This window comes from Pseudomonas sp., from assembly GCF_041601375.1.
GTDB lineage: Bacteria > Pseudomonadota > Gammaproteobacteria > Pseudomonadales > Pseudomonadaceae > Aquipseudomonas.
Window position 1 is genome coordinate 1 of the sequence record NZ_JBFIIG010000255.1, and the last position, 4,807, is coordinate 4,807.

Annotated in this window: 4 protein-coding genes and 1 pseudogene; 2 read left to right on the forward strand and 3 right to left on the reverse strand. The window is 63.1% G+C overall.

Going from position 1 to position 4,807, the window contains the following annotated elements; genetic code table 11:
* A pseudogene (locus ABZE94_RS20425) lies at nt 1-474 on the forward strand (hypothetical protein); the annotation flags it as partial.
* 182 nt (nt 475-656) lie between these two features.
* Here the strand turns inward: ABZE94_RS20425 and rmf are convergent.
* Entirely contained in the window at nt 657-872 is a 216-nt protein-coding gene (gene rmf / locus ABZE94_RS20430; protein WP_318948465.1) for a ribosome modulation factor, read from the reverse strand.
* Nucleotides 873-1,315: 443 nt separating this feature from the next.
* Here rmf and rlmKL point away from each other — a divergent pair, with 443 nt between their 5' ends.
* Nucleotides 1,316-3,583 carry a bifunctional 23S rRNA (guanine(2069)-N(7))-methyltransferase RlmK/23S rRNA (guanine(2445)-N(2))-methyltransferase RlmL gene (gene rlmKL / locus ABZE94_RS20435; protein ID WP_372877910.1) on the forward strand — a complete coding sequence of 756 codons (2,268 nt, stop codon included), beginning with the start codon at nt 1,316-1,318 and terminating at the stop codon, nt 3,581-3,583.
* A 263-nt stretch (nt 3,584-3,846) separates the two neighbouring features.
* On the opposite strand, the gene ABZE94_RS20440 is transcribed toward rlmKL, so the two are convergent.
* Nucleotides 3,847-4,086 (reverse strand): YheU family protein, encoded by a 240-nt coding sequence (locus ABZE94_RS20440; protein ID WP_372877912.1) that lies wholly within the window; start codon nt 4,084-4,086, stop codon nt 3,847-3,849.
* 192 nt (nt 4,087-4,278) lie between these two features.
* The coding region (locus ABZE94_RS20445; RefSeq protein ID WP_372877914.1) for a response regulator at nt 4,279-4,807 on the reverse strand (529 nt) is incomplete at its 5' end.

Consider the following 4,807-nt stretch of genomic DNA (forward strand, 5'->3'; position numbering starts at 1 on the left):
GACCTGACCCGGGAGCATGGCAAGCGCGTGCCGCTGGCAATCAAGATCGCCCCGGACATGAGCGACGAAGAAACCGTCGAGGTGGCTAAGGCGCTGCTCGAGGCCGGCATGGATGCGGTGATTGCCACCAACACCACCCTGAGCCGGGAAGGCGTCCAGGGCCTGGAATTCGGCGACGAGGCCGGCGGTCTGTCTGGTGCGCCGGTACGCGACAAGAGTACTCATATCGTCAAGGTCCTGGCCGCAGAGCTGGCAGGGCGTTTGCCGATCATCGCCGTCGGCGGCATCACCGAAGGCAAGCACGCCGGCGAGAAAATCGCCGCCGGGGCAAGCCTGGTACAGATTTATTCCGGGTTCATTTACAAGGGCCCGGCATTGATCCGCGAAGCGGTGGATGCGATTGCCGGCTTGCCGCGCAAGGGTGGTGCGGCAGACAAAAGATTGCAGGAGCAGCCGAGCGGCGTTGCGCTCTAGCGCTTCTGCTGTGCGGCGAAGAATTCGCGGCTAAAGCCGCTTCTACGCCGACCTCAGGGGGGATTTGTGGGTAGGTTTGCCAGGGCAGGCAATAAAAAAGGGCTCCCTGAGGGAGCCCCTGGGCTCTCGCCCGCCGCCCGGATGGGGCGTGCTCGATGAAGTCGGTGGGTTCCTTGAGTCAGTTAGCCGACAGCGTGAAGTTCGTTAAGTCGATGGATTCCGGCGGTGCCGGTCAGTCCGTCCCAGTTGTCCCCGCGACCTTCGCGCCAGCCGTTTAACCAGGCTTGACGGACAGAAGGAAGGGTAAAAGGACACATTTCGCGAGATTTGCCATGGATGCCGTATTGGTAGCCGCGCAAAAAAGCTCTTTCTAACGGATCACGCTTAAGTCTTCTCATAGGGTGTTTCCCTCAATGTTGACTGTTTATGTCCCTTAGACCTCGGTGACCTCGTCGTCGCGAGGTCTGGCAGAAAGATCTGCCAGGGGAGAAAGCCGCTGCCGGCGTGGCGGTTCTGCCCCGTGCCCTCGTCGTTGCAACGAAGGCCTGGGTAGATTTCTATCGAATGCGTGGGTGCCTGGGAATGATCGTTTTGTCATAAGGAGGTAATAGTTTTGCCGCTCAAGCCATAAGGCGACACGCAAAAGGTTCTGTTTCTAGGGATCACCACCGATGGCGCGGGCGTTTGCAGCGTGCATGCTGGTGTTTCGCCACTGCGAATTAATCGCGGTTGTATGCTCTGATTATTCCGATGAAGGGTCGCCTTGCGACGTTTTGTCACTTATTTTGGCCGTGTTGACTCGTTCACCTGCCGTTTACTGCCTTAGGCACTGGATATTCCCATGTCGGATCGTTACGAACTCTTTCTCACCTGCCCCAAGGGCCTGGAAGGCTTGCTGCTCGAAGAAGCCGGCAACCTGGGGCTCGAGGAGGCGCGCGAGCATACGTCCGCCATTCGGGGCCTTGCCGATATGGAGACGGCTTATCGCCTGTGCCTGTGGTCACGCCTGGCGAACCGGGTATTGCTGGTGCTCAAGCGCTTCCCGATCCAGGACGCCGAAAGCCTGTACGAAGGCGTGCTGGAGGTCGACTGGTTCGAGCACCTGGAGCCCGACGGCAGCCTGGCGGTGGAGTTCAGCGGTAATGGTTCGGGCATCGACAACACCCACTTCGGGGCGTTGAAGGTCAAGGACGCGATCGTCGACAAACTGCGGCAGAAGGACGGCACCCGGCCGTCGATCGACAAGCTCAACCCGGACATGCGCGTGCACCTGCGCCTGGATCGCGGCGAAGCGATTCTGTCCCTCGACCTGTCCGGGCACAGCCTGCACCAGCGCGGTTACCGCTTGCAGCAGGGCGCCGCGCCGCTCAAGGAAAACCTCGCCGCCGCGGTGCTGCTGCGTGCCGGCTGGCCGCGTATCGCTGCCGAGGGCGGCGCCCTGGCCGACCCCATGTGCGGGGTCGGCACCTTCCTGGTGGAAGCGGCGATGATCGCCGCCGATATTGCGCCGAACCTCAATCGCGAGCAGTGGGGCTTCAGCCACTGGTTGGGCCATGTGCCGGCCTTGTGGAAGAAGCTGCATGCCGAAGCCGAGCAGCGGGCTACCGAAGGGCTGGCCAAGCCGCCGTTGTGGATTCGCGGTTACGAGGCCGATCCGCGGCTGATTCAGCCGGCGCGCAACAATATCGAGCGGGCCGGGCTGAGCCACTGGATCAAGGTCTATCAGGGCGAGGTGGCGACCTTCGAGCCGCGCCCGGACCAGAACCAGAAGGGCCTGGTGATCTGCAACCCGCCCTATGGCGAGCGCTTGGGCGACGAAGCCAGCCTGCTGTATCTCTACCAGAACCTCGGCGAACGCCTGCGCCAGGCCTGCATGGGTTGGGAGGCGGCGGTGTTCACCGGCGCCCCGGACCTGGGCAAGCGCATGGGCATTCGCAGCCACAAGCAATACGCCTTCTGGAACGGCGCCTTGCCGTGCAAGTTGCTGCTGATCAAGGTGCAGCCCGAGCAGTTCGTCACCGGCGAGCGGCGTACCCCAGAGCAGCGCGAACGCGAGCGCGAGCAGGCCGAAGCCGACAAGGCGCCGCTGGAGCCGCAAGAGCGTCAGTACAACAAGAACGGCAATCCGCTCAAGCCGGCGCCGGCCCCTGTAGTCGAGCAGGCGCGCTTGAGCGAAGGCGGGCAGATGTTCGCCAATCGTCTGCAAAAGAACCTGAAGCAGCTGGGTAAATGGGCGCGTAAGGAAGGCGTCGAATGTTACCGCCTGTACGACGCCGACATGCCGGAATATGCCCTGGCCATCGACCTCTATGAAGACTGGGTGCATGTGCAGGAATACGCCGCGCCTAAATCCATCGACCCGGAGAAGGCCCAGGCGCGTCTGTTCGATGCCCTGGCGGCAATTCCCCAGGCGTTGAACGTCGACAAGAACAAGGTGATCATCAAGCGCCGCGAGCGCCAGAGCGGCAGCAAGCAGTATCAACGGCAGAGCGCCCAGGGCCAGTTCATGGAGGTCGGCGAAGGCGGGGTGAAGCTGCTGGTCAACCTCACCGACTACCTGGATACCGGCCTGTTTCTCGACCACCGCCCGTTGCGCCTGCGCATCCAGCGTGAGGCCGCCGGCAAGCGCTTCCTCAACCTGTATTGCTACACCGCCACCGCGAGCGTACATGCGGCCAAGGGCGGTGCGCGCAGCACCACCAGCGTGGATTTGTCGAAGACCTACCTGGATTGGGCGCGGCGCAACCTGTCGCTCAATGGCTTCTCGGACAAGAACAAGCTGGAGCAGGCCGATGTGATGAGCTGGCTGGAGGAGGATCGCGGCGAGTACGAGCTGATCTTCATCGATCCGCCGACCTTCTCCAATTCCAAGCGCATGGAAGGGATATTCGATATCCAGCGTGACCACGTGCAACTGCTCGACCTGGCCATGGCACGCCTGGCGCCGGGCGGCGTGCTGTATTTCTCCAACAACTTCCGCAAGTTCCAACTCGATGAGGGGCTGGCGGCACGTTACGGGGTGGAGGAAATCAGTGCCGCGACCCTGGATCCGGATTTCGCCCGCAACCCGAAGATCCACCGCGCCTGGCGGTTGACCGCGCAAGGCTGAGGGCGGGTGAAAACCCTCGCCTGCTGCGGGCGTCTTGACGTGACGCAGTAGGCGCCGACCCATTACCTCGAGCGGTCCGCGATCCCTAGGGTCACTCGCCACAGGCAGTGCAGCATTGGTTCACCGGCGCGGCACAGAGCTGGCGGGTTGTCGCTGCGCTCCGAAGCCGCCCTGCCTCCGAACGGAACGCCGCCGCCCGGACGGCTCTACGCCCCAGGTTCCAAGCCAGAATCGCATCACGCCTGAACAGGCTAATGCCCTCGTCACTCGCCGAGCGCTTGCAGCCACTCCTTGGGCACATCGCGTTTCAGCGCCAGCTGGCATTGCTGGCTTTGCGGATCGAAGACGATGACCGCTTCGCCATTGTCGAGCGCGCGGCGCACCCGTTGCACGCGGGTTTGCAGTGGGGTTTCGTCGCCGTTGTCGGTGCCCTCGCGGGTGACGAAGTCCTCGATCAGGTGGGTGAGGGTGTCGGTTTCGAGCAGGGGCGCGGGGATCAGCACGGTTTGTTTCTCCAGAACACAACGGCGATGCTAACGCGCCCTGGGCGTGCTGGCCATGCCCGTATCTTGCCGTCAGTCGCCGCGCAGTGTCGGGTGGCTGCTCAGGTTCAGACTGTCTTCCCTGTAGGGCGCGCCGTGCGGCGCGCAACGTCGCCCCGGGCGTTGCTGTGCGAGTACGCCCTGGGGGCGGCCTTATGTGCCTGGCGTGGTTTGTTCGAGCAGATAACGCTCCAGGGTGGCATAGAGTTGGGCGCTGTTCAGTGGTTTGCCGAGCAGGTCGTCCATGCCGACGTCGAGGCCATGCTGGCGGTGTTCGTCGAGGGTGTGCGCGGTCAGGGCGACTATGGGCACCGCCGCCAGCTTTTGTTGCCGCTCCATCTGGCGGATTTTCTCGGTCGCTTCGAAACCGTCCATGACCGGCATTTCACAGTCCATCAGGATCAGTTGTATCGCCGCCGGGTCGCGTTGGTATTCGTTGGCTGCGGCCAGTCCATTGGTGACCAGGCGTACGCTATAGCCACGTTTCTTCAGGAAGCCTTGCACCACCAACTGGTTAACCGGGTTGTCTTCGGCGACCAGAATGCACGGGGCTGCTGCCTCCTGGTCGGGGGAGGCTTCCCGCTGCAGGCCGCGCACGGCGGCGCGGGGGTCTGCATAGAGCTCGGCTAGGGTGTCGCGCAAGGCGCTGACTGTTAGCGGTTGCGCCAGGCTGAGCAGGCGC